29 protein-coding genes are annotated in these 25845 nt (G+C 38.9%); 18 read left to right on the top strand and 11 right to left on the bottom strand.

Features of this window, described 5'->3' with window-relative positions:
- Window positions 1–63: 63 nt before the first annotated feature.
- Complete coding sequence (gene iaaH, locus F896_RS09570) at window positions 64–1539, top strand: indoleacetamide hydrolase (RefSeq protein WP_016163761.1); 1476 nt, start codon at window positions 64–66, stop codon at window positions 1537–1539.
- A 136-nt stretch (window positions 1540–1675) separates the two neighbouring features.
- Window positions 1676–1825, top strand: coding sequence for a hypothetical protein (locus tag F896_RS21025; protein ID WP_016163760.1), 150 nt, complete (start codon window positions 1676–1678; stop codon window positions 1823–1825).
- 105 nt (window positions 1826–1930) lie between these two features.
- Here the strand turns inward: F896_RS21025 and F896_RS09575 are convergent, their stop codons facing one another.
- From F896_RS09575 to F896_RS09585, 3 genes are all read right to left on the bottom strand, one after another.
- Complete coding sequence (locus tag F896_RS09575; protein WP_016163759.1) at window positions 1931–3313, bottom strand: heavy metal sensor histidine kinase; 1383 nt, start codon at window positions 3311–3313, stop codon at window positions 1931–1933.
- Entirely contained in the window at window positions 3303–3986 is a 684-nt protein-coding gene (locus tag F896_RS09580) for a heavy metal response regulator transcription factor (RefSeq protein WP_005203769.1), read from the bottom strand. The genes F896_RS09575 and F896_RS09580 overlap by 11 nt, the downstream gene beginning before the upstream one ends.
- Before the next feature lie 130 nt (window positions 3987–4116).
- Entirely contained in the window at window positions 4117–4722 is a 606-nt protein-coding gene (locus F896_RS09585; protein ID WP_016163758.1) for an HvfX family Cu-binding RiPP maturation protein, read from the bottom strand.
- 165 nt (window positions 4723–4887) lie between these two features.
- Between F896_RS09585 and F896_RS09590 the strand changes: the two genes are divergently transcribed.
- The 12 genes from F896_RS09590 to F896_RS09645 all read left to right on the top strand — a co-directional run bounded on the left by F896_RS09590 (window position 4888) and on the right by F896_RS09645 (window position 15319).
- Window positions 4888–5196 (top strand): HvfA family oxazolone/thioamide-modified RiPP metallophore, encoded by a 309-nt coding sequence (locus F896_RS09590; protein ID WP_004806932.1) that lies wholly within the window; start codon window positions 4888–4890, stop codon window positions 5194–5196.
- A gap of 70 nt (window positions 5197–5266) precedes the next feature.
- On the top strand, window positions 5267–6127 hold the full coding sequence (locus F896_RS09595) for an HvfB family MNIO-type RiPP peptide maturase (RefSeq protein ID WP_016163757.1): 861 nt from the start codon (window positions 5267–5269) through the stop codon (window positions 6125–6127).
- Window positions 6078–6836: an HvfC family RiPP maturation protein gene (locus tag F896_RS09600; protein WP_016163756.1), complete on the top strand. Its 759-nt coding sequence runs from the start codon at window positions 6078–6080 to the stop codon at window positions 6834–6836. Before F896_RS09595 ends, F896_RS09600 begins: the two co-directional genes overlap by 50 nt.
- A complete protein-coding gene (locus F896_RS09605; RefSeq protein WP_016163755.1) occupies window positions 6833–7453 on the top strand; it encodes an RNA polymerase factor sigma-70 in 621 nt (206 codons plus the stop codon). The genes F896_RS09600 and F896_RS09605 overlap by 4 nt, the downstream gene beginning before the upstream one ends.
- Window positions 7447–7626 (top strand): zf-HC2 domain-containing protein, encoded by a 180-nt coding sequence (locus tag F896_RS09610; protein WP_016163754.1) that lies wholly within the window; start codon window positions 7447–7449, stop codon window positions 7624–7626. The genes F896_RS09605 and F896_RS09610 overlap by 7 nt, the downstream gene beginning before the upstream one ends.
- Before the next feature lie 203 nt (window positions 7627–7829).
- Window positions 7830–8819, top strand: a complete 990-nt coding sequence (locus tag F896_RS09615) for an acyl-CoA desaturase (RefSeq protein WP_016163753.1) — start codon at window positions 7830–7832, stop codon at window positions 8817–8819.
- Window positions 8816–10090: an NAD(P)/FAD-dependent oxidoreductase gene (locus F896_RS09620; RefSeq protein WP_016163752.1), complete on the top strand. Its 1275-nt coding sequence runs from the start codon at window positions 8816–8818 to the stop codon at window positions 10088–10090. The genes F896_RS09615 and F896_RS09620 overlap by 4 nt, the downstream gene beginning before the upstream one ends.
- Window positions 10091–10093: 3 nt before the next feature.
- Window positions 10094–10909, top strand: a complete 816-nt coding sequence (locus F896_RS09625) for a DUF1365 domain-containing protein (RefSeq protein WP_016163751.1) — start codon at window positions 10094–10096, stop codon at window positions 10907–10909.
- Window positions 10884–12083 (top strand): SAM-dependent methyltransferase, encoded by a 1200-nt coding sequence (locus tag F896_RS09630; RefSeq protein ID WP_016163750.1) that lies wholly within the window; start codon window positions 10884–10886, stop codon window positions 12081–12083. Before F896_RS09625 ends, F896_RS09630 begins: the two co-directional genes overlap by 26 nt.
- A gap of 34 nt (window positions 12084–12117) precedes the next feature.
- Window positions 12118–12897 carry a DUF1295 domain-containing protein gene (locus tag F896_RS09635; RefSeq protein WP_016163749.1) on the top strand — a complete coding sequence of 260 codons (780 nt, stop codon included), beginning with the start codon at window positions 12118–12120 and terminating at the stop codon, window positions 12895–12897.
- 8 nt (window positions 12898–12905) lie between these two features.
- The gene (locus F896_RS09640; protein WP_016163748.1) at window positions 12906–13955 is read left to right on the top strand and encodes an SAM-dependent methyltransferase; all 1050 of its coding nucleotides are present in this window, start codon (window positions 12906–12908) and stop codon (window positions 13953–13955) included.
- Between the two features lie 35 nt (window positions 13956–13990).
- Window positions 13991–15319 carry a sensor histidine kinase gene (locus F896_RS09645; protein WP_016163747.1) on the top strand — a complete coding sequence of 443 codons (1329 nt, stop codon included), beginning with the start codon at window positions 13991–13993 and terminating at the stop codon, window positions 15317–15319.
- Here F896_RS09645 and F896_RS09650 read toward each other — a convergent pair.
- The 5 genes from F896_RS09650 to F896_RS09670 all read right to left on the bottom strand — a co-directional run bounded on the left by F896_RS09650 (window position 15316) and on the right by F896_RS09670 (window position 17998).
- Window positions 15316–16011: a response regulator transcription factor gene (locus F896_RS09650; protein WP_016163746.1), complete on the bottom strand. Its 696-nt coding sequence runs from the start codon at window positions 16009–16011 to the stop codon at window positions 15316–15318. The genes F896_RS09645 and F896_RS09650 overlap by 4 nt on opposite strands.
- 15 nt (window positions 16012–16026) lie before the next feature.
- On the bottom strand, window positions 16027–16521 hold the full coding sequence (locus F896_RS09655) for a chalcone isomerase family protein (protein ID WP_016163745.1): 495 nt from the start codon (window positions 16519–16521) through the stop codon (window positions 16027–16029).
- 61 nt (window positions 16522–16582) lie between these two features.
- Window positions 16583–16951, bottom strand: coding sequence for a hypothetical protein (locus tag F896_RS09660; protein ID WP_016163744.1), 369 nt, complete (start codon window positions 16949–16951; stop codon window positions 16583–16585).
- Window positions 16952–16985: 34 nt separating this feature from the next.
- Window positions 16986–17552 (bottom strand): nuclear transport factor 2 family protein, encoded by a 567-nt coding sequence (locus F896_RS09665; protein WP_016163743.1) that lies wholly within the window; start codon window positions 17550–17552, stop codon window positions 16986–16988.
- A gap of 146 nt (window positions 17553–17698) precedes the next feature.
- Window positions 17699–17998, bottom strand: coding sequence for a DUF3817 domain-containing protein (locus F896_RS09670; RefSeq protein WP_016163742.1), 300 nt, complete (start codon window positions 17996–17998; stop codon window positions 17699–17701).
- Window positions 17999–18347: 349 nt separating this feature from the next.
- Between F896_RS09670 and F896_RS09675 the strand changes: the two genes are divergently transcribed.
- Window positions 18348–19322 (top strand): NAD(P)H-dependent flavin oxidoreductase, encoded by a 975-nt coding sequence (locus F896_RS09675; RefSeq protein ID WP_016163741.1) that lies wholly within the window; start codon window positions 18348–18350, stop codon window positions 19320–19322.
- A gap of 118 nt (window positions 19323–19440) precedes the next feature.
- Here the strand turns inward: F896_RS09675 and F896_RS09680 are convergent, their stop codons facing one another.
- Together F896_RS09680 and F896_RS09685 are read right to left on the bottom strand one after the other, a co-directional pair.
- Window positions 19441–20685, bottom strand: a complete 1245-nt coding sequence (locus F896_RS09680; protein ID WP_016163740.1) for a saccharopine dehydrogenase family protein — start codon at window positions 20683–20685, stop codon at window positions 19441–19443.
- Window positions 20686–20721: 36 nt separating this feature from the next.
- Window positions 20722–21618: an acetoacetate decarboxylase family protein gene (locus tag F896_RS09685; RefSeq protein WP_016163739.1), complete on the bottom strand. Its 897-nt coding sequence runs from the start codon at window positions 21616–21618 to the stop codon at window positions 20722–20724.
- 425 nt (window positions 21619–22043) lie between these two features.
- On the opposite strand from F896_RS09685, the gene F896_RS09690 reads away from it, so the two are divergent.
- Window positions 22044–22874 (top strand): alpha/beta fold hydrolase, encoded by an 831-nt coding sequence (locus F896_RS09690; RefSeq protein ID WP_016163738.1) that lies wholly within the window; start codon window positions 22044–22046, stop codon window positions 22872–22874.
- Between the two features lie 211 nt (window positions 22875–23085).
- The gene (locus F896_RS09695; RefSeq protein WP_016163737.1) at window positions 23086–24324 is read left to right on the top strand and encodes an NADH:flavin oxidoreductase/NADH oxidase family protein; all 1239 of its coding nucleotides are present in this window, start codon (window positions 23086–23088) and stop codon (window positions 24322–24324) included.
- A 247-nt stretch (window positions 24325–24571) separates the two neighbouring features.
- On the opposite strand, the gene F896_RS09700 is transcribed toward F896_RS09695, so the two are convergent.
- Entirely contained in the window at window positions 24572–24985 is a 414-nt protein-coding gene (locus F896_RS09700; RefSeq protein ID WP_016163736.1) for a MerR family transcriptional regulator, read from the bottom strand.
- A 91-nt stretch (window positions 24986–25076) separates the two neighbouring features.
- On the opposite strand from F896_RS09700, the gene F896_RS09705 reads away from it, so the two are divergent.
- Window positions 25077–25769: a type 1 glutamine amidotransferase domain-containing protein gene (locus tag F896_RS09705; protein ID WP_016163735.1), complete on the top strand. Its 693-nt coding sequence runs from the start codon at window positions 25077–25079 to the stop codon at window positions 25767–25769.
- Window positions 25770–25845 lie beyond the last annotated feature (76 nt).

Here is a 25845-nt window from a genome sequence, read left to right as displayed (position 1 = left end):
ATCTAATAAACTGAAAACGGTACAAATTATAAACATAACTACTTAAATGGATTTTAAGTCACAATGTCAAATATGAAAGAAAAAGTAGCTTTAGATCAACGTATTCATCTTGATAAAGCAACAATCAATGAAATTACAGCATTGGTTGTTGAGCGCAAAATTTCTTGTGAACAATTGGTATATCACTATTTCGAAAAGATTGATGCTCAGCAATCCCTCAATGCTTTTATCAGTCTTGATTATGCTGGAGCGCTTCGACAAGCTCAATTTTGGGATCAATATATTGCAGAAGGCAAACCTTGCCCTGCATTAATCGGGGTCTTGCTCGCGGTTAAAGATAATATTCATGTTGCTGGTTTTAGCAATACGGCAGGAACACCTGCTTTAACAAGATTTAGACCCAAAGCAACGGCTCCAGTGATCCAAGCATTGATTGATCAAGGTGCGATTGTTGTAGGTAAAGCCAATATGCATGAGCTGGCATTTGGGGTCACAGGCTACAATACTGCAATGCATATTGAGGGTGTGATTGGCACTCGTAATGCTGCCAATCCCTTATATATCGCAGGTGGTTCTTCTTCGGGGAGTGCAGTCGCGGTTGCTGCAGGTATGGTTCCAATTGCAATCGGGACTGATACAGGTGCATCGGTCAGACTACCCAGTGCATTGAATGGCTGTGTCGGTTTTCGTCCAACAGTTGGACGCTATGCTCAAGAGAGTATTACTCCAATCTCTCATACGCGAGATACCGCAGGCCCAATGGCACATTCGGTATCCGATATCATATTGATTGATCAATTGATTACCAAACAACAAATCCCAGCGTCTATATCGACGCAACCCATCAGGCTTGGGATATGTACATATTTCTGGGATAATCTGCAAGAAGAGGTTCAGCAGCAGGCTGATCAGGCACTGCAACTTTTAAAAAATGCAGGGATTGAAATCATCAGTGTAGAAATGCCTGAGTTGGAGCAATTGAATCATCGTATTTCATTTCCTGTGGTGATCTACGAAGGCAAATATGATTTGATTGAATATTTAAAGAAGCATGAAATCGGAATAGATATAGACGCTATTGTGGAGCAAATTTCAAGCCCAGATGTGCAGCAATTATTTAAGCAGAATATTTTGCCTGAATTGATTGTGGATGAAACTGGTCATTCTGTGGCGGTAGAACCTTTATATCAGAATGCGATCACAATGGCTCGACCACAGTTGCTTTCACTCTATGAGCAAACCTTCTGTGAACATCAACTCAATGCTTTAATTTTTCCAACATCAGCAATTGTTGCACCGCTTGTGGATGAGCATGTGAGCTCAATTGAAAATTTTCAAAGACTGATCCGCAATACCGATCCGGGGAGTAATATTGGTTTACCTGGGCTGAGCTTACCAATCGGATGTGGCACAAAATCAAAATTACCAGTCGGATTAGAAATAGATGGTTTGCCCAATATGGATCATGAAATTCTTGCGATTGGGCAGGTTTTGGAGCAGATTTTTAGTGTTTTAAACCCTCATCACTTAACTGAGTAGATTGAAATAATTGGACGAAGAAAGCAAAGCAGTTTGTTATTGAGTTAAATAACAAAATTGTCATTTTCAGGTCATGCTGTTGTTGGGGAGCTTGTTCTATCTTATAGAGAGTTAAGAGAACATAGGTAAAATAGACATGAAAGCATTCGTTAAACTTATCTTCATCCTATCGTTTGCAGCAACAGCCAGCTTAAGTTATGCAGATGGTGGTTTAATTTTCTTAGAAAAAAACCAAGAACGTAATGCCACTATACAAGGCAATAATGGTCAAGGCCCATCAAAGTAATCCTTGGTTCCCCCAAAGGATCATAAAATTTACTGGTTAATTTTATGATCCCTCCAATATCCTCACTCAAATTGATCTGACCGCTAATGGATCAAGCGAACAAAGTTATTTCGCTGGAAAAATCATGCGAAAGACGATGTTCTCCTCCTCGATAAACACATCAATTTCAGCACCATGAATTTCGATAATCGACTTGGTAATGGCTAGCCCTAGCCCTGTTCCATCTTCGGCCTTGTGTCGTGATGAGTCCAGACGATAAAAGCGGTCAAAGAAACGAGACAGCTGTAAAGGGTTTAAAGCCTGCATTTCAGCAGACACTTTATTTTTAATTTGAATGATCGAGTGCTGAGAATCTTGGATCAGCTTGACTTCTAAAAGCGAGTCTGGCTCACCATACTTAATTGCATTCGAGATTAAATTATTAAAGGCTCGACGGATCATCGCAGGTTCAGCTTCAATATATGCCTGACCTGTTTGCTCTAAATGGATGTTCTTATCTGAAGCAAATGCTTCAAAGTATTCAAATAGGATCTTCATTTCTTGCTTTAAATCGATTTCTTTTTTGTTTTTTAATGCGAGGTTATGATCCGATTTTGCCAGAAACAGCATATCTGAAATCATTTTTGCCAAATGTTCATATTCTTCCAAATTTGAAAAAAGTACGTCTTGATATTGCTCAATTGTTCTTGGCTTTGTTAAGGAAACTTGTGTTTGCATCATCAAATTATTGATTGGGGTTCTGATTTCATGAGCCAAATCACTTGAGAACGCAGAAAGTTTATCTACCGAAATTTCTAAGCGATCCAACATGTCGTTGAATGCCGTGGCTAATGGTGCAAGTTCAATTGGGATATTTTTCAGATCTAGACGGTTGGAAAGGTTATTTGCAGATATATTTTCTGAAAGTCTTGCCATGTTTCGAATAGGGCCTAGACCTTGCCAAGTTGCCAACCAACCTAAGAACATCAGGCCAATCACACCGAGTAGACCAACCATGAGCAACTGCTGTTTAAATGAGTGCAGGAAGTAATAATTATCGGTGACTTCAATTGCAGCAATGATTTGCATGTTTTGATTGGTATCTCCATAGCGAAGAACCTTATTGACCATGATGCCTTGATAACTCTGATCTTTATTTTTCCAATTAATCCATTGCCCATTTTTAGTTTGAATTAATTGGCTAAGATCGGTGTGATTATTCTTTTTGTTATAAATGGTCTGACCATTTGCCAGTTTAATCTGAATCACCAAATTATCGTGCCCAATCAAGGCCTCATCTAAACCATCTTTAAAATTGCTTGGTTTTTGTTGGAATAGGTTTTCGATCAACTGAATCTTGCCTTCAATTTCTTTTTGGTTTTGTTGGTAAAAATAATTGACCACATGCTGATTGACGAATATTCCCATAACGATCAAGATCAGAATCGTAAATAAGGTGGAAATAAAACTGATTCGAAAGCCGATTGAGCGAAATAATCTAGTTCTCATCTTCTATCTCTAGAACATAGCCCATGCCACGAATGTTTCTAATCAGTTTGGGGCTAAAATCGGTATCAATTTTATTTCTCAATCGACGAATTGCGACTTCGACCACGTTTGTATCGCTATCAAAATTAATATCCCAAACCAGTGCAGCAATCAGTGATTTAGGCAAGACTTCACCTTGGCGGCGCATAAATAGCTCTAATAATGAAAACTCTTTGGCTGTCAGATCAATGCGTTGTCCTGAACGCACCACACGGCGTTTAATCAAGTCGAGATGCAGGTCTGCAACAGCATAAAAGGTTTGCTCTTCTTTAATTTGCCCACGTTTTAATAGGGTTTTAATACGTGCAAGCAGTTCGGCAAAGGCAAAGGGTTTAATCAGGAAGTCATCTGCACCCAACTCTAAACCTTTAACGCGATCTTCGATTTGGTCTTTCGCGGTAAGAAACAGGACAGGGAGGAAGGTGTTTACTTTGCGAATTTCAGTGAGGATTTTCCAGCCATCCAGCTTTGGAAGCATGACATCTAAAATAATCAGGTCATATTGTTCTGTGACGGCATGATGGAGACCTGAAATGCCATCCTGACTCCAGTCCGTCACATAGCCAGCTTCAGTTAAGCCTTTTTGGAGATAATCACCTGTTTTTTGTTCATCTTCAACAAGAAGTATTCGCATGCTTTCATCGAGCCCAAAGTTTTATCATGTCATTTTAGCGTCAAAGATAATCAGATTTTTATAAATGACAAAATTGTAATATTGCGGTCAGCTTCCTGACTTTATTGATGCTGAAATCATTTTAACAAAGCTACTTCGAAAATTTTTGCTTTATCCAATAATCTAAACTGAAATAACGGCCACCACCCAATACGATTAAAGCCAATAACATGATGAGATAAGTAACAGCAAATTCAATTCCATTATTCAAAATCACCAATGAGCCACTGGATGTTAGCCAGTCATAATTGCCATAGTTTTGTAAAATTTCCCGAGCTGCTTTCAGTTTTTCAGCAGAGGCGAGTACTTGTGCATTGGCAAAGGGAGCATTGGGATCAGCAATGGCTTGCCAGCCGTTTGGTAAGTGTACAGTGACAATCGCCACTAACATGGTAACGATCAATGGAATGCTAATCCAACGTGTCAAAAGACCGAGTGTTAAAAGCACAGCTCCAGCAAGTTCCGTCGAAGTTGCCAGTGCTGCCATGATATGTGGAAAGGGTAAACCTAGGCCCCAATCGGTATTGCCAAACCATTCCACTGTATCTTGGAAATGCATCAACTTATTTGTGCCTGCCATCCAAAAAATAGGAACGAGATAGCAACGTAAGGCAAGTGCCGCGATACCATCTGTATGCTTCAACGTAGCGCAAATGTTTTGATAGTGCTGAGCGAGAGAATAAAAAAAGTTCTTCATGATAATTTCACACCGAATAGGATTGAATGATCATTAGTCGGGTGAGGATGCAGTTTCTTACATAGATAATTTTTTTTATTTGCACTGTAATAAATTGGAATTTACGCCGTCTAACTTTATGTACCTCTGTACAAACCGAGCATTTACCTTAAAAGGAATAGAAAAATGAGCAAACTTAATTCAATGACCTCTGTTGCAGCACTGTTAGCATTATCAGTCGCTGGTGTAACCCAAGTATCTGTTGCAGCAACGACGGCTGCAACAGAAACACATGCAAGCAAAGCCGCTGACGGAAAGTGTGGTGAAGCGAAATGTGGTGCAAATAAAGCAAAACAACAGCAAAAGTCTGCTGAAGCCAAATGTGGCGCAGCGAAAAAAGCAGCCGATGCGAAGTGTGGTGCAGCCAAGAAAGCTGCTGATGCAAAATGCGGTGCGGATAAAAAAGTGGCTGACGGCAAGTGCGGCGCCAAATAGTCCATTCAATCATGGATGATGTCGGTCTAAAGCTTAGATCGACATCATTTCAATCATAGGAGTTTTAAGCATGTCTGAATTGGTTGGTGTAGGTCTAGGCTTAAGGCGTGAGTTTATTGATGCGTTTTTAAATGCCGATACTCATCCAGATTTCATTGAAGTTGCTCCTGAAAACTGGATGGGCTTTGGTGGTCGGCATGCCAAACTTCTAGCCAAATGTGTTGAGAAAGCACCTTTAATTTGTCATGGATTGTCTTTATCCATTGGCGGACCGCATGCTTTAAATCTTGAGTTTATCCAGCAGGTTAAAAAATTTCTACAACACTATAAAGCCCAAATTTACTCAGAACATTTAAGCTATACCCATGATGGTGGTTACTTATATGATCTATTACCGATTCCTATGACCGAAGCTGCTGCGAATTATGTGGCAGAACGTATTTTACGGGTGCAGGATATATTAGGGCAGAGACTGGTGATTGAAAATGTCTCCACCTATTTGATGCCAAATGCAGAAATGCGTGAAGCGGAATTTGTGCGTGAAGTGCTGCTAAAAGCAGACTGTGAATTGCTACTTGATGTGAATAATGTGTATGTGAACAGTATTAATCATGGCAGTGATGCGTATGGTTTTATTGATGCGATGCCCAAAGATCGGATTCGTTACTTACATGTTGCTGGCCATGAACAAGTTGAAAAAAACCTATTGATCGATACACATGGTGCAGCAATTAGTGATCCAGTTTGGCAGCTCTTACAATATACCTATCAAGTTTGTGGGGTTAAGCCGACCTTACTGGAACGAGACTTTAATATTCCATCTTGGCAACAGTTACAAAGTGAATTGACCAGTATCAAAAATATGCAACAGGAGGGTCGTGATGAAGGCAAGGCAAATATCCTTTCACACTACGCAGCGACAGTTCTGTGACTGGATTCGTGATCCCGAGTTAGAGCCACCACAAAACTTTGCTGTCCATCGTATGCAGGTTTATCGTGATCTGTTGTTTAATAATATCTGTTCATTTATAAACTTGGTCTTTCCTGTAGCACGCGCCATGTTACCTGAACAGCAGTGGCAGCAATTATTGGCAGAGTTTTTTCAAAAATCACAGTGCCAGTCGCCGTTATACAACGACATCTCACTACAATTTCGGGAATATCTTACCGAACAGCAACATCCGATATTACAACAATACTTATGGCTGGCAGAGTTATTACAGTATGAATGGCTTGAACTCTATTTGGATACAGTCGAAATAGAAATTCCTATTCTGGCAGAAGATCAAGACTGGCAATTGACCACCCAAGTTTGGATATTGGCCTATCAATATCCCGTTTATAGCTGGTCAACGACAATGAGGCTTGAACAGGTGGAACAAGCGCCAAGTGCTATTTTGGTATGGCGAGATGATTTGGATCAGGTCTGTGTTGAGCCTTTATCACCTTTGTTCGCCATGTTCATCGAACAAATGAATCAACGTAATGTAACTGAATCAGATCTTTATCAACTGACCCAATCAGTACTCCCTGAATTTTCTCAGCAAGAAATTCAAACACAAATTTATTCGTTAAAAGCGTTATTAACTCGGTTAAGATTAATTCATATTCCTCATAATAATGACGAGATACAGGGATGAATTCAGCTTCAGCACAGAATCACGATGAACTATTACATCAGTTGCACAATCCTGCTTTTTTGCAAGATTTAAGACAACAGATGCTGAAATTTGCAATTTTACAATTGTCTTCATTACAACAGGCTGAAGATGTGGTTCAGGAAGCACTGACCAGCGCATTCCAACACCTAGATTCATTTAGCGGACGGGCTGCTTTTAAAACGTGGGTGTTCGCAATTTTAAAAAATAAGATTATTGATTTGATTCGACAAAAATCACGTTTAGTCAGCATGAGTGAATTATTTAAGGATGAAGAAAGTGAGCTGAGTATTGATGCCTTATTTGATGCATCAGGGCATTGGCATAAATATGAAGCACCGCAAGCGTGGCAAAGCCCTGAAGAAATGATGGGGCAGCAAGATTTCTGGATTATTTTTGATGCTTGTCTCAATCATTTACCCGCCAAATATGCACAGGTATTTATGCTGCGTGAGGTGATCGAGCTGAGTTCCAATGAAATTTGTGAGAAGCTAGAACTGACGGTCTCACATTTTAATGTGTTGATGTATCGCAGCCGAACCCGACTGCGTGAATGTTTAGAAAATAAATGGTTATTGCAGGAGGATTGCTCATGTTGACATGTCGCCAAGCCACCGAATTATTATCCGAAAAACAGGATAGATCTCTTTTTTTGCGAGAGCAGAGCAATTTACAACTACATTTATTGGCTTGTCGTTCCTGTCGCCGTTATGGAAAACACATGAAAACTTTAAGTGTGTTATCGAAACAATTTAAAAACGTTGATGAATAAGCTTTTAAACGGCTCAGTTTAGGCTATATTGATTGCTCTAGGGGATATGAGAGATTCATCTCTAAAAATAATAATTTATTTTTAATGGTTTTGTACAAAGATCAAGAATACGCGCTAGACCTGAACGCTATGGGCTTCACATAAATTTCATATCGAATTGACTAAGATTATAAGCATAAGAAGAGATGGGTTAGGAATAATCAATGTTTAAGTTTTTTCTGGGATGGATAGACAGTTGGTCAATTACGGATACTTCTGGATTAACAGAATTAGAAGCGTCTAAAACCAGCAAAGATACTCAGATCCAATGGTTGAGAATTATTCCGTTTATTTTATTGCATATGGCTTGCTTAGCTGTGTTTTGGGTGGGCATTTCATGGTTCGCTGTCTTGTTTATGATTATCTTCTATTTGATTCGAATGTTTGCAATTACAGCATTCTTTCATCGTTATTTATCACATAAAACATTTCAAACATCACGCTCAGTACAGTTTATTTTCCTTCTTATTGGAACCATGAGTGCGCAACGCGGTCCATTATGGTGGGCGGCACATCATCGTTATCATCATCGTTTCACCGAGACCGAACACGACCCACATTCATCGACACATGGTTTTTGGTATAGCCATGTTGGATGGTTCTTGAATCAGCAGAACTTTTCCACTCGAAAAGAAATTATTAAAGATTGGCTAAGATTCCCTGAGATTGTTTGGTTAGACCGTTTTAGTTTCATTGTTGTTTTAATAACAGCTGTTGCTATTTATTTATTGGGTGATTGGCTTGCAGTAACTTATCCCAATTTAGGTACATCGGGACCGCAATTGCTGGTTTGGGGTTTTGTAGTTTCAACGCTGTTATTGATTCATGCGACTTTATGTATTAATTCGCTCGCTCATCTTTATGGGCGCAGGGATTTCGATACCAAGGACAATAGTCGTAATAATCTGTTTTTGTCGATCATCACTTTAGGTGAAGGTTGGCATAATAATCATCATTATTATGCAGGAAGTACACGGCAAGGTTTTTTCTGGTGGCAAATTGATATCACTTATTATGTCCTAAAAGCGATGTCTTTCTGTGGACTCATATGGGCAATCAAGCCTGTGCCTCAACGGATATATGATGCGCATAAAATGCATCTGGACAGTCTGAAAAAGAAGATAGAAAAGAACAGTGACGGGAGTGTTTTATGAAAATTGCAATCGTCGGCTCTGGGATATCTGGATTATATGCGGCTTGGAAATTATCAAAACAGCATCAAGTTACCATCTTTGAAAAAGAAAACTATTTTGGCGGACATACCGATACACATGAGTTTCGGATTGATCAAAAAAAAGTTGCCATAGACAGTGGTTTTATTGTTTTTAACGCACATAACTATCCACTTTTTAGTGCAATGCTTGCTGAGCTCGGAGTCAAAGCACAGAATAGCGACATGAGTTTTTCAGTCAATAATCTAGTGACAGGGTTACAATACAATCCTTCAAAAAAATGGTCATTATTGACGAGACCGCAAAATTTTCTAAATAAAAACTTTCGTTTAATGCTATCGGATTTAGTTCGCTTTTATCGAGAAAATAAACAGATTGCTGTTGGTGAACTTGATACAGACTTAAGTATTGAAGAATATCTCAATAAACATGGCTATTCACAGGTCTTTAGAGATGAGCACTTATATCCAATGTGTGGGGCACTCTGGTCAAGCCCTGTGGAGCAGATTGGAAAGATTCCGTATAAGTTTGTGGTGAGTTTTTTTCAGCATCATCGGATGTTGCAATTAAAAGATCGCCCACAATGGCAAACAGTCAAAGGCGGATCAGTATCTTATATATACGCGATTCAGCGTGATTGCCCAACGATCATTTGGAAGAAAACTGAAGTGCTGCATGTACTAAGAAATGAACATCATATTTCAATTGTAACGGCTCATGGGCAGGAGCAATTTGATTGGGTGATTTTTGCCAGCCATGCCGATGATACTTTAAAGTTGCTTAAAGAGCCTTCCGAGAAAGAGCATGATGTATTAGGGTGCTTTGCTTATCAAGATAATGTGATGGTCGTCCATTCTGATAAATCAATCATGCCAAAAGCCCAATCTCAGTGGGCCAGTTGGCACGTACATGTGACAGCTCAAAAAGAGGCTTTGGCTGATAGTGTTCATTACGGGTTTAGCTACTGGATGAACAGTTTGCAGAATCTGAACTGCAAGACGCAGGTTTTTTCTACCCTCAATCCAAATATGCCAATTGCCAAAGATCATATTTATATTGAACGACATTATCGGCATCCTGTGTTTAATCAAAATGCGATTACAGCACAATCTCGTTGGCATGAAATAAACGGCAATAATCGCAGTTCATTTTGCGGTGCCTATTGGGGATGGGGATTTCACGAAGATGGTGCGAGAAGCGCTGAACGCGTCGTGAACCATCTTATGTCAATCGCTGATGAATATGGGAGTTGATTGATGTTAGAAGCTCAACTTGCGATTGCGAAAGCTAAAATCAGGCATCGCCGTTTTAGTCCCAAACCTCATCAGTTTGAGGCGACGTTGAGCTATTTATATTTTGATCCAGATCGAATAGCGGAAAATCTTGAGCAATCATGGTTATGCTCTACAAACCATTGGAATATTCTTAATGTATCTGATCAGGATTTCCTTAAAGGTTATAGCGGTAATTTTCGAGAAAAAATAACAAAAATTTTGTTGCAGCAAGCAGATACGATTTTGTCCCCGCAATCAGAAATCCGTGTCTTGGCCTTACCACGAACATTAGGTTTTAGTTTTAATTCGGTTGTGTTCTATTTCATTTTAAATCGTCAAAAACAGCCTGTTTTTATACTGAGTGAGATAACCAATACGCCGTGGAATGAGCACAAAGTTTACGTACATGATTGCCAGCAAAAGTTGAAAAATCATAGTCCTTATGACAGTTATGAGTTTGATTTCGAGAAAAGTTTTCATGTCTCCCCATTTATGCCAATGGATATTCAATACAAATGGAAATTTAACTTCTCTAATACTCAAAATGTGATTCATATGCAACTTTATCAAAACCAACAATTCATTTTTGATGCAACTATGCGGTTTGGATTAGAGCAGATCACACTTCCTTCACAGCTTAATCATTATGCTATTCAACATATATTTGAACCTTTCAAAATGTTAGCTTCAATTTATGTACAAGCATTTCAGCTATGGCTTAAAAAAGTTCCATTTTATCGACATCCCAAAAAGAATAAGGATTTAGAACAAGATGATAAAAACGCTAATTTTTGGTGAACAAGACACTCTGCCATTGGTTTTACGCAGCTTGCTGAAACTTCGACATGGACAAATTCACTTTCGTGGTGAATGGAATGGAACAGTTGGTGAAGTTTCTGATTTAGAAGTAACTGTAGATATTCATCACAAAGATCTAATTGATCTCATTTTTAAGAATGGTGTGCTTGGTGCCGCGGAGGGTTATATTCGTGGCTATTGGAGCAGCGAAAATCTGGTTGAATTAATTCAGATATTGGCAAGAAATCGTGATGTTTTGGATAAGATCAATCAAAACCTTATTTCACAAGCGAGCCAGCTACTGTTAAAAGCATGGTATAGAACGCGTAAAAACTCTTTGGCTGGCAGTCGTAAAAATATCGCTGAGCACTATGATCTAAGCAATGATTTTTTTAAATTATTTCTTGATTCTTCCATGATGTACTCTAGTGCAGTGTACAAGCATAAGGAGATGACGCTTGAGCAAGCTTCTGATTATAAAAAAGAGTTGATCTGTCAGAAGTTACAGCTTAAACCCATGGATCATCTGGTTGAAATCGGTAGTGGCTGGGGAGGTTTTGCTATCTATGCCGCTCAGCATTACGGCTGTAAAGTGACCACGATTACCATCTCACAAGCGCAATATGATGAAGCGATCCAAAGAATTGCCGATGCAGGCTTAAGTCATCGAGTTGATGTTCAACTTAAGGATTACCGACTGTTAGAAGGTTGCTTTGATAAGTTAGTTTCGATCGAAATGATTGAAGCTGTCGGTGAGCAATATTTATCTGGTTACTTTAATCAATGTAGGTCTTTATTAAAACCAAATGGTCTAGGGTTGATTCAGGCCATTACGATTGAAGATGCTCGATATAAAAAAGCATTGCATAGCGTGGATTATATTAAGCGCTATATTTTTCCGGGGAGTTTTATCCCATCTATTAGTGTGTTAACTCAAGCAGCTTCCGAACAGAAATTACGCTTGAAACATCTTGAAGATATTGGGCAAAGCTATGCTGAAACCATTCACCAATGGCGGGAACGTTTTTTAAATGCCAAAACACAAGTTCTAGGTTTAGGTTTTGATGAAAACTTTATTCGGATGTGGGACTTCTATTTGTGTTATTGCGAGGGCGGTTTTAAAGAAGGGGTAATTAGCGATGTACAGCTTTTATTTGAAGTAAGCCCTTATTAATCATCCAATGATTTAACGCATCAAGGAGACAGTGATGTTATGGCAATTGTTTTTACTTGATGCAGTGCTCATGACCATTTGTTGGCTATGGGCAAGCTACAATCACCGTGCTGGCATAGTCGATGTTGCTTGGAGTTTTTGTATTGCGCTGAATATTTTGCTGACCACATGGTTAGTTGATGATGCTTTGATGAATGTTAGATTGTTTATTGGCGTATTCAGCTCAATTTGGTTTTTACGTTTAAGTTGGCATTTGTTGCGCCGTTATCGAGCAGAATCAGCAGAAGATCGCCGATATGCCAATATGCGTCGTGCGATGGGGAAATATCAACATATTGGTTTTTATGTTTTTTTTATGTTTCAAGCTGGTTTGGCAATCTTATTTACCATTCCGATGTGGACTTTGCTCAATGTACCGAGTTTTGTTTGGAGTCCTCAGACCCATGTTTTTTTGATCATTGCTGGGATCGTTATGCTGATTGCATTTCTTGGTGAAGTGATCGCGGATCAACAATTATTTCACTTTAAGCAACAAAAGCAGAACGATGGCAAAACCATGGATCAAGGTCTGTGGCGTTATTCGCGTCATCCAAACTATTTTTTTGAATGGATACACTGGTTTGCATATCCAATAATAGGACTGGCAGCAGGCTTATACAGTCTTTGGATATATCCAATTATGATGTGGTTATTTTTGTATTACATCACCGGTATTCCATTTAGTGAACAACAAGCATTAAAACATCGAGGTCAAAATTATCTCGATTATAAAAAACGAACTTCAATGTTTATTCCGTGGAAACCAAAAGAGTAGGTAGGCACATGGACTTTATTATTAATCAATCATTAAAGCTTGTAGAAAGTGGTTTGGTACCTGATCAGGCGATTCGTGCGGCAATCCGTGCACTCAGCAAGAAGCGTTTGATTCAAGAAGGCCGCTATGACCCAGAACAAGGCGCTCAACGTTATATGGATGTGCTAAATATGTTGAAGCATAGCCAGATTGCAATTGAAACAGACAAAGCCAATGAGCAACATTATGAACTGCCCACGGCTTTTTTTGAGGCTGTTTTAGGAAAACGGCTCAAATACAGTGCTTGCTTCTTTCCTCATGATCGAACTGGATTAGATGAAGCTGAAGAGTTCGCATTGCAGATTTATAGCGATCGTGCCCATTTAAACGATGGGCAACATATCCTGGAATTAGGATGTGGCTGGGGTTCATTTACGCTGTGGATGGCTGAGCATTATCCAAATGCAAAAATTACGGCTGTTTCCAATTCAGCGACGCAACGTCAGTATATTCTGGCCAAAGCTGAGAAATATGGCTTGACGAATATTGATGTTATTACCTGTGATGTCAATGTACTGGAATTGGAGCAAAACGCATTTGATCGTGTTGTTTCAGTCGAAATGTTTGAACACGTTAGAAACTATCAAAAGCTTTTTGAGAAAATTCAATCATGGCTAAAGGCGGATGGACTGCTATGGTGTCATATTTTTTGTCATAGATTTTTACACTATCCTTTTGAAATAAAAAGTGAATATGACTGGATGTCGCGATACTTTTTTACAGGTGGATTGATGCCTGCAACTTCAACGTTCTTACATTTTCAAGAGCATTTGGAATTGTCGCAACATTGGCAGTGGTCAGGTACTCATTATGAAAAAACGGCAAATGCATGGCTGGAAAATATGGACCGCAACGCTGAACAATTAAAACCACTTTTTGAAAAGGTGTATGGGCAAGATTCGGCGGCATGGTGGCAACGTTGGCGTATTTTCTTTATGGCTTGTGCTGAATTGTTCGGATTTGAGCAGGGGCAAGAATGGATCATTGGTCACTTCCTGTTCAAAAAGAAAGCCGTATAATTAAAATGAGCAGCTGTTTTTAAGTAGGCGAGATTATGTTTAAGACCCATAAAAGCGATGAAAATAACCGTCCACTGAGCCGGATGTTTAATCGTTATTATTGGTTGCAAATCGGGCTAATCGCGCTTTCAATTATTATCGGGATTGCGTGCAGTGCTTGGGTGATCAAAGGCTCATTGCTTAAAACTGCACTTGAACAAGAAATGGAACACTATTGGATACGCGTTGATCGTAATCCAAATGCTGATTTACCAGATACTAAAAATTTATATGGCTACCGTTGGAAAAGTGAAAAACCACCTTTAGCGTTCCAAAATCAAATATTAAAACAGGGTGTGCACCGAATTTTTGTAGATGGCAAAGATCGTATGACCGTTTATGGTGAAAAAAACGGGCAGCATGTACTACTTGTTTTTGGCGAAAGCAATGTCAATAAAATCGTCTGGATGTTTGGTTTAGCACCGTTAATGTTCAGTCTGATTGTACTGTATAGCATTTTATGGTGGTCAAATCGGCGTGCAAAACGTTATTTTTCACCAATTACCCGTTTAGCAAATGCGCTAGAACATATTGATTGGGCACATCAGCATAAAGAGGCATCTCCATTTCAAGGAATCAGTACCAACGGCAATATGGAAGCTGAATATTTAAAACAAGCATTAGAAAAATACCATCAAGTATTGAGTGAGTTTATTAACCGAGAACGAGAGTTTACAGGCGATGTTAGTCATGAATTACGGACTCCATTGACGATTTTAAAAGGCAATGTGCAACTGTGTCAGGTCAAGTATGGTGAGGATAAATCATTGCATCGTATTTCTAATACCATTGACGATATGCAATTACTGGTTGAAACTTTGTTGGCAATTGCACGTAATACAACCAATACATTGACTGCTGAGCATGTGAAGTTGTCGAATATCATCAGTGATTTAGTCAGAGATTTGGAACCTGTCAGTCTAGGCAAAGGGGTGCAGATTTTTGTGCATGTGGATGCTGAGGAATCAGCACGATGGATTTATCCGTCAATGACAAAAATGGTACTGAGCAATATTTTACGTAATGCGCTAAATTATTCTCAAGGTTCTAATATCCATATTATCCAACGTAAAAATAGCATTGTGATTGCTGATAATGGGATCGGTATTGCAATGCCGAATGATTGTAAGGTTCAGGAGCTAAATAGTTCACAACTTCAACTTAGCGCCAAAGGCCACGGTATTGGTTTACAGTTAGTTAAGAAATTATGTACTCAATTAGGGTGGCGAGTTGAGTTATTCGACCGACAATATTATTTAAATACGCATCCTCATTTGCAATTAGAAAATACAACGGGTTTGATTGTTGTGGTGTATTTGAATTAATGTGCTGTCATATCTAAAGCTACTTTTATACCCACACCAGAAATGGTATGAATCAATTTTTCCTGAAAAGGTTTATCGATCATCTTTCTTAGATTGTAGATGTGGCTACGTAATGCATCACTTTCAGGTTCTTCATCGCCCCATAGTTCGATAATAATTTCTTGCTTGGTAATCACCTTAGGGGAATTTCGCATCAAAATTTTTAGTAATTTAAATTGAATTCGTGGCAATTCAATCGACTGACCTGCGCGTGTTATGGTTTGAGTTGCGCTATCTAAAATTAGATCGTGAATTTGAATTTTACTGCTTGATACTTCGCCGAGAGATCGTTTAATCAGTGCACGTACACGCATGACCAGTTCATTAAAATCAAAAGGTTTGACAAGATAGTCGTCTGTTCCTGCACTAAAACCTTTTAATTTGTCATCGAGTGTATCTCTTGCAGTTAACATCAAAATGGGAATGTCTTTGCCTTGATCGATTCTGAGCCATTCGCATAAGTCATAACCTGAGCCATCAGGTAAATTAATATCAAGCAACAGTAGATGGTAAGGATGAGTTTTTAAAAAGTTGCGGGCGGCATCCAAATTTCGTGCATGATCCACCACAAAGCCATGTTCTTCTAAAAATTCACAAACCGTGGCGGCAAGTTCATAATGATCTTCCACCATAAGAATAAATTGATTGTTCATAATAATTAGATCAAGTTATTGATTTAGTAATTGTTGCTTTAATTTAGCATTAAATGGTGAGCTTCCAAACCATATTTTGAAATATTGATTCGCTTGCGGGTCTGTGATCGAACCTAACAGTTTTTGATTAAGGGAGAGCTTTAATTGCTTGTTCATTTGACTATAGGCTAAAGAGTATAGATCATCTTTTTTTACAGGTTTGTACAGTTCAGTAATTTGGTTTAATACTGAGTCATTAGAAAAATTACTAATATTTTTTTTAAGATAATAGTTGGCTGCTTTTTTAAACGCCCATTCTGGAATATTTTGGTCGTAAGAAAAATCTAATTGGATATTTTGACTTTCCCAATTCTGATGACAATTATCTGCATAATAAGTTACTGTACCAATATTTTTTGAGCCAACCAATAGAGGAGCAGTTTTGCATTTCTGTATATTTGCATGAGCCGGATTAGAATTTAATATAAGAAATAAAAAACTAAATCCTAATTGCATAAAATAATTATTCATTTTTTTCACCTAGATGCTAATGTTTAGTCAGTCTGTTTTATTTCTATATACTGAGTCATATTTAATAAGTGTAGAAGTTCAGACCACGTTCAATCCTTTGAATTTCATAGCTTGCATAGCCTAAATTGGTTTGAGTACGGTCTAAAATTGCATAGAGGAAAACACTATGGTTGGTTTCTAGTGGCGTAATAATGTGGTATTGATGATTCGTACTCATGAGCACACTTTCCAGAAAATCATGAGGACTAATTTCATCCATTAATTTTTTCTGGTAGTTAAATAGATTCACACCTTCAGTCACGGCGAATTCAAAATTAAAAAACTCTTCACCTATAGTTTCTAAAATAGAACCATCAAAAGCATCTACTAAGGCCAAGACAATTAAACCTTCAATTTTATTTAATTGTTCTAATAACGAAATATTGTTCATAGTTTATTCTGCACTTATTTGCGTAAATCTTAGACTATTTCTTAAAGGGGAGAAGTAAAGAATAGCCTGTTCCGATATATGGAACAGAGCGATATAAACCGTTCGCTGGGTCCCAATAGTCTTGTTGAAATATGATTAGATGTTCAGCATTCACTTTGATTTGGCTAATGCCATAGGAAGACATTTTTTTTGTTCGACCAAACATTTTAAAATCATAGGTCATTTGCCAATGAATATAAGCAGAGTCATTTTTATGGGTTGCACTGATTAATTTTACCGATACCTTACTGACATGCTCATTCATTCCTTCAAAATGTTTTATGAGCGCTTTTTTCGTTGAGAATTGAGAAAGTGTGTCATTGATATACAAATCATCGGCATAGAGTCGGCTTGCATTATTTACAAAATTGACTGTGCCCATGCTATTAAAGGCGGAAACAAAATCCTGACCAATCATTTGAGTTTGAGCATCATTTAAGGGGATTCCACTGATTTGTTGATTTGCTTTTTCATAATCATGTGTGTAACTGGACGTACTTTTGCAAGCAACCAAGGAGAGTAGGCTCAGCGTTGAGACCGCTACTGTTTTTAAAATGTTCATATTGATGATCTCACTCCTTTTAAAAATATCTTAAAATTTGGAATGTGAATGTGATGTGAAATCAGACATGAATTGTTTTTATTATCTCAACAAAAAGAAAAGGAAATCCTCAGATTTCCTTTTCTTTTCAGTATAAAAATTGAGCCTTATAGCTTGGCTTGACGCTGTGCGATGTATTTTTCGTTAAAGAATCCACCAAAGGGAATAAAGGCAAGCACAAATAATCGAAGTAATTCCACGCCAGACCAGAGCGAAGCAGTACGCACCAAGTTCCAAAGATAGAATAAAAATGCCAAGCCATGAATAGGGCCCATGATTTTTGTCGCTATCGGTAAATCAAATGCATACTTTAGGGGAATCGCCACGAGGAATAATAACAATAAAGTGACGGCTTCGAGTACAGAAGAAAATCGCATCTGTTGCAACTTTTTTATCATTGCGCTCATAAATAGCTCCAGGAGATTGATAAAAGAATAAAAATTAACGAAGCATACCATCTTTAAGAACTATCGCATTGATATTGTTGGTAACGATTCTTATTTAATCATGTTGTTAAAGAAAGGGACCACATGACAGCAAAGTAAAAGAATTCCAGACTATTTCAGGGCTTAACTATGTTTTTATTCATTTATCTCGTTATTTCTTACAAAGCAGAAGTGAATGTAGATTTTATGCAACAAGTTGCATAAAAACTTTTATCCCAATATGATGAAGTGAATCAAAAAGTGAAATGCTTCTTATTTCCAAAAATGTCTTTATCTATTTGAAATAATGAGTATCTAAAGGATAAAAGTAATGTCAAAAATTCCAGAATTAATGAAAAACCTGAGACTCCCTGTAATTGGTTCACCGTTATTTATTATTAGCACGCCCAAGCTGGTGCTGGCTCAATGTAAAGCAGGTGTGATTGGTTCGATGCCGGCATTGAATGCGCGACCTGCTGAGAAGTTGGAAGAATGGCTGAAAGAGATTACTGAAGGAATTGCTGAGCATAATGCCTTATATCCAGACCGACCTGCGGCACCTTTTGCAATCAACCAGATTGTGCATAAAAGTAATAATCGTCTTGAACATGACATGGAGCTGATCGTCAAATACAAAGTACCGATTGTCATTACCTCTTTAGGTGCACGAACAGAAATCAATGATGCAACACACAGTTATGGTGGTGTGGTCTTGCACGATGTCATCAATAACACCTTTGCCAAAAAGGCCATAGAAAAAGGTGCTGATGGCTTGATTGCGGTTGCTGCGGGTGCCGGTGGACATGCAGGCGTTAAGAGTCCATTTCCGTTAATTCAGGAAATCCGCGAATGGTTTGATGGACCTTTGGCTTTGTCAGGTGCGATTTCAACAGGAGATGCCATTCTTGCTGCTCAAGCGATGGGAGCAGACTTTGCTTATATTGGTTCAGCATTTATTGCCACAGATGAAGCCAATGCCGAAGACGCTTATAAGCAGGCAATTGTCGATCACAATTCAGATGAAATTGTCTATTCCAATCTATTTACAGGTGTACATGGTAACTATCTTGCACCAAGTATTCGTGCAGCGGGACTTGATCCAGCCAATTTACCTGAAGGTAATCTGAAAGATATGGATTTCAGTACACCGAATGAAGATGGTACACAGCATAAGGTCAAACCATGGCGTGATATTTGGGGATGTGGTCAAGGTTTAAATGCAATCAAAGCCACCACTTCAGTAGAAGCACTCGTGAGCCGACTTGAAAGAGAGTATCTCGCAGCAAGAAAGCGACTTATGCTTTAAGTTTTAAAATCAGGCCTTAATTTCTAAGGCCTGATAAGTTTTATGATGCTGTTTTTAACAATGAATATTTACTTACTGACATATTTCCTTCAGAAAGCCGAGTTAAAAACAGAAGATTTTAAACCTGTTCAAAAGCAAGCCCAGCATGCTTTGTTAAACGTTGAATAAATCGATCATCAAACATGGTGGCAGGTGTCCAAAAGCCACCTTGAGTAGTCGATTTTTCGCCATCTTTGGCATGGTCAATGGCAAGACTAAGCGCTGCTTGTCCCAACATCTTTCCTGTAGAGCCATAACCAGGATCACGATCACCAGTCACTTTAATTTTTAGGCTTTGTCCTGCATCGGTTTTACCCACAAAACGTAAGTCAAATCGGCCTGCTAATTGCTGCTCTGGAGTCGGGCCTTCTCCAGGCTTTGGTAATAGATAACGTTCCATCACTTGGCTAATTGGTTTACTGACCGCAGCGAGCATAAATGCACCTAGACCAGAGACGACAGCTAAGGCTTTTATGCGTCCTTTTAATCCTTCGCCAGTCAAAATCGCTTCGTTATAGCGAAAGTTGTTGCCATAGGCATTACCTGACAAGGCATTAGAGCGTTGTACTACACGTTCATTTACAGCGGCCATAACAAAAGGGGCAATCCATGCATTAAAGTCAGGGTCGAATTTGGCGCTTTTGATATAAATCTGTCTTTGGGTATTACCATGATTTTCAGGGCAGAGGATGTACGGATTAAGCAGATCTTTACGCAATGCAGGGTCAGCTGCAGCTTCTTGAATCACATTGATCAAGCTAGCGACTGTACCACCAGATGCACCACCTTTTAAGGTTTTAACCCGCATGGTGACTTGCGTGGCAGGTGCAGAAAACTGTTGCTGTGCTTGCTGTTGCAGATAATAAACCCCCATATCAGATGGGACTGAGTCGAATCCACAGCAATGGACAATACGTGCACCTGATTGTTGTGCTTGCGCTTCATACTTCGTAATCATTTGTTTAATCCACTGAGTTTCTCCAGTCAGATCACAATAATCTGTTCCGTTACTCACACAGGCTTGAATTAACGGCTCACCATACAAAGCATATGGGCCAACCGTTGAAACTACCACACGTGTTTGTGAACAAAGCGCATCGAGTTCAGTTTGATTATTGGCATCGGCAACCAAGATCGGGACAGCTTGTCCTACAGCGCCAAGTGCATCTTTAACTTGTTGTAATTTCTGTTGGGAACGTCCAGCAATTGCCCAACGGATCTGTTCTTTTTGAGTGGCAAGGTATTCAGCTAGATATTGAGTAAGAATTTGCCCAACAAAGCTAGTCGCACCAAAGACCACAAGATCATATTTTAATTTTGTCATTGCTTGTTTTTCCTTAACGATTTGATGAGTTGAATATTAAAGTGCTTTGGGTAGGTGGAGAATAACTTGCGCGTCTTGAATCACATCTAAGCGGAGAATCTTGGATGCCTTAAGTTCATCTAATAATTGACTTAAAGGACCACCATGACGAACTAATTTGACTTTTCTAGGCAAAAGTTTTTGTCCAAAACATAAGACATTAGATTGAACTATAGTTTGCTGCCATTTGCCATCAACCAGATGTAACATCGTCGCTTGACTCATCTGTGATTCTGATTTTACCTGCTGTAAATTGGGTGTTGGGGCAATCAGGCTTAAATCGATTTTGCCAGTCGTATCCGTTAGGCTCGCATTGACTTCAGCAGAGCCGATAGCGACATTAATTTCAGTAAGCCACTTCGGAAGTTGGTAACCATAAACACCACGGACACGGGCAATTTCTGTATCAACAGGTAGAGCTAAAACATGTGCGTAAAAATGGCGTTGACGAATCGAGTTGATGAGCTCTAAAGCATGGGGACCGTGTGCATTCGACTTACGTACCACAATTGCAACAGAGACTTCATTATACGGATCATTATCACAAACTGAATAACTAAAGAAGGTAAGTGCGACCAGACCATAGCCTGGAAAAGCCTGTAGAGGTTCTAAAGGAGCAGGCAGTTTTTTCTGGAGTTGTTTGATTGGGGCTAACATCAACAGTTGCACATTGCCACTACGATAGTAGAAATTTGGCGCCCAAACAGGGCCAACTCTTGATTCAACCAATTTTTTAGGAATTTTGCGGAAGAAATCAATATTTCTTACAGCCGGATCTTGCGCGACTTGATCTAAATCAGGATTCATCCTAAAACGATCATAGTATCCATCTTTGTGAACATTGACTTTATGTTGTCCAAACTCAACTTCAGTAAACTGTTTATTGCTTTGCATATTCGTAAACCTTTGATTGACCAAGTCATTCAAAATGTCTGTCAGCGACAAGAACATTTCTTATATCTGAGTTCACTATAAGATTAAAGTGAACTTTAATGTCAAGCAGCAAAATTTGATATTTGATAAGTACAAAGCTAGTTCGTTGAAACAATGTAAAGAAAACAAATACTGAAAACATTTAAATCTGTGAAAAAAACAACGGATCTCAATAATTAAGCTTGTTGATCACCCTTTACTTTTAAATCATTAAATTACATTTTTATTATCAGAATAGGACTAAAAGCATTGACCTTAAAGCGAACTTTAATTTTAGTATAGAACCACTATCCATACGGATAGTACTTAAAAATGTAGTTATAAACGAATTAATTAGAATATAGATCATGAATCGACAGTGTAAATCTTACACAGGAGAAACAAAGATGGCATTCGTTACGACAAAAGATGATGTAGATATTTTTTATAAAGATTGGGGACCTCGTGATGCGCAGGTCTTATTTTTTCATCATGGTTGGCCACTGAGTTCAGATGATTGGGATGCTCAACTGTTATTCTTTTTAAATGAAGGTTTCCGTGTAGTTGCTCACGATCGTCGCGGGCATGGCCGTTCCAGTCAAGTCTGGGATGGGCACGATATGGATCATTATGCGGATGATGTTGCAGCCGTAGTACAGCATCTTGGGATTAAGAATGCGATTCATATTGGCCATTCAACAGGCGGTGGAGAGGTGGCTCACTATATTGCACGTCATGGCGAAGCGAATGTTGCCAAGGCTGTTTTGGTGAGTGCAGTGCCTCCCATTATGGTCAAAACAGCGAATAATCCTGATGGTCTACCTAAAGAAGTGTTTGATGACTTGCAAAATCAGTTATTTAAAAACCGTTCGCAATTTTACTATGATTTACCAGCGGGTCCTTTCTATGGTTTTAACCGTCCAGATGCAAATCCCTCTGAACCAGTGATCTGGAATTGGTGGCGTCAAGGCATGATGGGAGGTGCAAAAGCACATTATGATGGCATTGTCGCTTTTTCTCAGACCGATTTTACTGAGGACCTGAAAAAGATTTCAGTCCCTGTATTGGTGATGCATGGGGATGATGATCAGGTTGTACCTTATGAAAATTCTGGGCCTTTGTCTGCCAAACTGGTACAAAATGGAACTTTAAAAACATACAAAGGTTTTTCGCATGGCATGTTAACCGTGAATGCTGATGTAATTAATCCAGATTTATTAGCATTCATCCGTGCATAGGCTGCATTGATTTGATTCAAAATACCATTCAAGAATAGAGGCATATTTGCCTCTATTTTTTATTTTAAGAATTTTTTGATATTGGTATCACATGTTAAATTTATGATTTTATTTTGATTATTAGAAAATATTGATAAAGTGAGATCAAACCTATTGACATTAAAGTTCACTTTAATCTTAAAGTAAACCTATACTCAATGAGGTTTCAAAAATGAAAGTATTTGAAAAATTAGTTCTCCCGAATGGTTCGCACATCCCCAATCGCATTGCAAAAGCTGCAATGGAAGAAAACATGGCTGATTTAAATCATGTACCATCTGACGAGCTGATGCGCTTATACCAAGCATGGGCAGATGGTGGTGTGGGTTTAATTATCACAGGTAATGTCATGGTGGATCGTCGTGCCATGACTGGACCAGGTGGTGTTGTACTGGAAGATGAAAAGTATTTGGATACTTTCAAACGCTGGGCACAAATTGCTCGCTCTAAGGGCGCACAAGCGTGGTTGCAAATCAATCATCCTGGTCGTCAAATGCAATCTAATTTAGGTCAAGAGACTTGGGCACCTTCTGCGGTTGCTTTAGATCTAGGCAAAATGTCAAATCGTTTTAATACACCCATTGAAATGAACCAAGATATGATTAATGAAATCATCCAACGTTTTGCCAACACTGCACGTCTAGGAGAAAAAGCAGGCTTTACTGGTGTTGAAATCCATGCGGCTCATGGTTATTTACTCAGTCAATTTCTTTCACCACTCAGTAATAAGCGTCAAGATCAGTGGGGAGGCACATTGGAAAATCGTGCTCGTATTTTGATTGAAATTGTTAAAGCGGTGCGCGCTGTGGTTTCTGATACATTTACAGTGGCGGTTAAACTGAACTCGGCTGACTTCCAGCGCGGTGGTTTTAGTGCTGAAGATGCACAGCAAGTGGTAGTGATGCTCAACGAGCTGACTGTTGATCTAGTTGAGTTATCTGGTGGTAGCTATGAAGCACCTGCAATGCAAGGTCAGGCACGCGATGGTCGGACATTGGCGAGAGAAGCTTATTTCCTCGAATTTGCCCAAGAGATTGGTAAAATTGCCAAGATGCCTGTGATGGTGACAGGTGGGATTCGTCGTAAACAAGTCGCTGAACAAGTTATTGAAAGTGGTGTTGATATGGTTGGGATTGCCACAGCTTTGGCAATTGATCCAAATCTTCCAAATGAGTGGAAGCGAGGGCAAAATACTGTACCAGAATTGAAAGCAATTACTTGGGAAAATAAAACTTTAGCCTCGCTCGCCAACATGGCCACAGTGAAGTTTCAGTTACGAAAACTCAGTCTGGGTAAATCGACCAATCCAAAAGTTTCTCCGCTTTGGGCGTTGACCTTACAGCAAACAGCGATGGCATGTCGTACACGCCAATATAAAAAGCGGATGCGTATATATTCATTTGCATCTTAAGATTAGGTCAAGAAATTATTCATACGAAGGCAAGATATAGATTGATCAAAAGCCAATTGTAGATAAATCTGCAATTGGCTTATTGTTTATGCAAGCTTTTAACCATAATTTAATCACCAAGATGATGATTAAAATAAAAAATTATTGTAATCAGAGAACTGGCATATTTCTAATTTTTTTGCCCGTTGCCGTTGATTAGGGTTTATATGATCGGTGCGATTAGACCTCGCTTTTTGGAGTAGAGTCTTCATGCTTTGTCGTTGGTATAGTAAAGGTTGAGCAAACGTTGCGCATTTTCTTCGCAGGTAATCTCATCTGGTTTGCTATTGATCGCCACAATCATCATTTGCAGGTTTTGCTTACTTATTGCCAGTTTTTGCTCTAGCTCTTCAATATCTTTGATCTTGCTTTCTAGTAAGCCAATTAGAATGTCATGATTCCATGAAGCGACATTCGATGGTAAAAACGCTTTAATTTCTGTCAGAGAAAAGCCAACTTGTTGTGCTTGTTGGATTAGAAATAGCTGCTTGAGATCATTTTCACTATATTCCCGATAGCCATTTGATTTACGCTTTGCCTTTGGTAACAGCTTGATTTGCTCATAATAACGGATTGTTGGGGTGCTCAAACCACTTTGTTTAGATAATTCACTAATGTTCATTTTACTGATTTTCTCTTGACATTAAAGTAAACTTTAAGCTTATAGTGATGCAAAAGCAAGATTAAAAATAAGTCAAAAGTAGAGGTGAAAGATGTCGAAACGTATCCTGCATGTCGTAACTAATATCTCGAAATATGAAGGGATTGACCGTCCAACAGGACTATGGCTGGGCGAGCTAACGCATGCCTATGATGAGTTTGAAAAGCAGAATTATCTTCAAGATATTGTGAGCCCTAATGGCGGTTTATCTCCGATAGAACCTAAGTCATTAGAACGTTTTGTTGCCGATGCCTCTGTGCTTAGACGTAAAAATGATCCCGCATTTATGCAATTACTTGAAACAACAAAAAAACCTTCTGAGATTAATTGGCAAGATTATGATGCAATCTATTACACAGGTGGGCATGGGGTCATGTGGGACTTCATAGACAATGCTGAATTGCAGGACATCACTAAAAATATCTATGAAAAAGGAGGCGTTGTTGCCAGTGTCTGTCATGGCTATTGTGGATTACTTAATGTTCGACTTTCTACAGGACAATATTTAATTGCTGGAAAGAAACTCACAGGTTTTGCATGGTGCGAAGAAGTATTGGCAGGAGTCGCGAAGAAAGTTCCTTATAACGTTGAAGAACTGGCAAAACAACGTGGCGCACTTTATCAAAGAAAATTCATTCCATTTCTACCCAATGTGGTGCGTGATGCGAACCTGATTACTGGACAGAATCCATTTTCTGCACGAGTTACTGCGTTTGCAATGATTGATGCTTTAGAAGCAAAGTAATTTTTCTGAATAATGGCCGAATTGAGCGGAATAAAGTAATCCGAAAATCACTTTATTCACGAACTTTCAACCTTAA

Origin of the sequence: Acinetobacter genomosp. 15BJ, from assembly GCF_000400715.1 — a bacterium.
GTDB lineage: Bacteria > Pseudomonadota > Gammaproteobacteria > Pseudomonadales > Moraxellaceae > Acinetobacter.
Note: the sequence above shows the minus strand (reverse complement) of the source record. Positions and strands in the feature narration are given on the sequence as shown.

Bases quoted from the DNA above. Each gene is read 5' to 3' on its own strand.
- F896_RS09705 (WP_016163735.1), top strand. From the start codon at position 25,077: ATGTCGAAACGTATCCTGCATGTCGTAACTAATATCTCGAAATATGAA.
- F896_RS09685 (WP_016163739.1), bottom strand. From the start codon at position 21,618: ATGCAAAGCAATAAACAGTTTACTGAAGTTGAGTTTGGACAACATAAA.
- F896_RS09645 (WP_016163747.1), top strand. From the start codon at position 13,991: ATGTTTAAGACCCATAAAAGCGATGAAAATAACCGTCCACTGAGCCGG.
- F896_RS21025 (WP_016163760.1), top strand. From the start codon at position 1,676: ATGAAAGCATTCGTTAAACTTATCTTCATCCTATCGTTTGCAGCAACA.
- F896_RS09615 (WP_016163753.1), top strand. From the start codon at position 7,830: ATGTTTAAGTTTTTTCTGGGATGGATAGACAGTTGGTCAATTACGGAT.
- F896_RS09625 (WP_016163751.1), top strand. From the start codon at position 10,094: ATGTTAGAAGCTCAACTTGCGATTGCGAAAGCTAAAATCAGGCATCGC.
- F896_RS09650 (WP_016163746.1), bottom strand. From the start codon at position 16,011: ATGAACAATCAATTTATTCTTATGGTGGAAGATCATTATGAACTTGCC.
- F896_RS09690 (WP_016163738.1), top strand. From the start codon at position 22,044: ATGGCATTCGTTACGACAAAAGATGATGTAGATATTTTTTATAAAGAT.
- F896_RS09680 (WP_016163740.1), bottom strand. From the start codon at position 20,685: ATGACAAAATTAAAATATGATCTTGTGGTCTTTGGTGCGACTAGCTTT.
- F896_RS09660 (WP_016163744.1), bottom strand. From the start codon at position 16,951: ATGAACAATATTTCGTTATTAGAACAATTAAATAAAATTGAAGGTTTA.
- F896_RS09655 (WP_016163745.1), bottom strand. From the start codon at position 16,521: ATGAATAATTATTTTATGCAATTAGGATTTAGTTTTTTATTTCTTATA.
- F896_RS09630 (WP_016163750.1), top strand. From the start codon at position 10,884: ATGATAAAAACGCTAATTTTTGGTGAACAAGACACTCTGCCATTGGTT.
- F896_RS09635 (WP_016163749.1), top strand. From the start codon at position 12,118: ATGTTATGGCAATTGTTTTTACTTGATGCAGTGCTCATGACCATTTGT.
- F896_RS09610 (WP_016163754.1), top strand. From the start codon at position 7,447: ATGTTGACATGTCGCCAAGCCACCGAATTATTATCCGAAAAACAGGAT.
- F896_RS09590 (WP_004806932.1), top strand. From the start codon at position 4,888: ATGAGCAAACTTAATTCAATGACCTCTGTTGCAGCACTGTTAGCATTA.
- F896_RS09620 (WP_016163752.1), top strand. From the start codon at position 8,816: ATGAAAATTGCAATCGTCGGCTCTGGGATATCTGGATTATATGCGGCT.
- F896_RS09675 (WP_016163741.1), top strand. From the start codon at position 18,348: ATGTCAAAAATTCCAGAATTAATGAAAAACCTGAGACTCCCTGTAATT.
- F896_RS09605 (WP_016163755.1), top strand. From the start codon at position 6,833: ATGAATTCAGCTTCAGCACAGAATCACGATGAACTATTACATCAGTTG.
- F896_RS09665 (WP_016163743.1), bottom strand. From the start codon at position 17,552: ATGAACATTTTAAAAACAGTAGCGGTCTCAACGCTGAGCCTACTCTCC.
- F896_RS09700 (WP_016163736.1), bottom strand. From the start codon at position 24,985: ATGAACATTAGTGAATTATCTAAACAAAGTGGTTTGAGCACCCCAACA.
- iaaH (WP_016163761.1), top strand. From the start codon at position 64: ATGTCAAATATGAAAGAAAAAGTAGCTTTAGATCAACGTATTCATCTT.
- F896_RS09670 (WP_016163742.1), bottom strand. From the start codon at position 17,998: ATGAGCGCAATGATAAAAAAGTTGCAACAGATGCGATTTTCTTCTGTA.
- F896_RS09575 (WP_016163759.1), bottom strand. From the start codon at position 3,313: ATGAGAACTAGATTATTTCGCTCAATCGGCTTTCGAATCAGTTTTATT.
- F896_RS09695 (WP_016163737.1), top strand. From the start codon at position 23,086: ATGAAAGTATTTGAAAAATTAGTTCTCCCGAATGGTTCGCACATCCCC.
- F896_RS09600 (WP_016163756.1), top strand. From the start codon at position 6,078: ATGAAGGCAAGGCAAATATCCTTTCACACTACGCAGCGACAGTTCTGT.
- F896_RS09580 (WP_005203769.1), bottom strand. From the start codon at position 3,986: ATGCGAATACTTCTTGTTGAAGATGAACAAAAAACAGGTGATTATCTC.
- F896_RS09585 (WP_016163758.1), bottom strand. From the start codon at position 4,722: ATGAAGAACTTTTTTTATTCTCTCGCTCAGCACTATCAAAACATTTGC.
- F896_RS09640 (WP_016163748.1), top strand. From the start codon at position 12,906: ATGGACTTTATTATTAATCAATCATTAAAGCTTGTAGAAAGTGGTTTG.
- F896_RS09595 (WP_016163757.1), top strand. From the start codon at position 5,267: ATGTCTGAATTGGTTGGTGTAGGTCTAGGCTTAAGGCGTGAGTTTATT.